The organism is Flavobacterium sp. GQ95 (assembly GCF_059758655.1).
Genome location: NZ_JCAXEB010000086.1, coordinates 1 through 257 on the forward strand (window position 1 = coordinate 1; position 257 = coordinate 257).

1 protein-coding gene is annotated in these 257 nt (G+C 45.9%); it reads left to right on the forward strand.

Annotation, left to right across the window (positions count from 1 at the left end; translation table 11 throughout):
• Positions 1–257 (forward strand): RHS repeat-associated core domain-containing protein (locus tag AC6CH4_RS26040; RefSeq protein ID WP_498108253.1); only part of this gene is annotated, 257 nt, incomplete at both ends.

Sequence of the window (257 nt, forward strand, 5' to 3'; positions counted from 1 at the left end):
CTGGAAACGCGTCTTTTTGATGCGTGGGGGGCAATTGTAGAAGTGCGGGATGGCGCTGGTAAAACGCTGAGCGGTCTTACTATTCTTGACAGGGGCTACACGGGCCATGAGCATTTGCAAAGCGTAGGGCTTATCAACATGAACGGTCGTTTGTATGATCCCAAACTGCATCGTTTTTTGCAGCCGGATAATTTTGTACAGGAACCCTTTAATACCCAAAATTATAACAGGTATGGGTATTGCTGGAATAATCCATT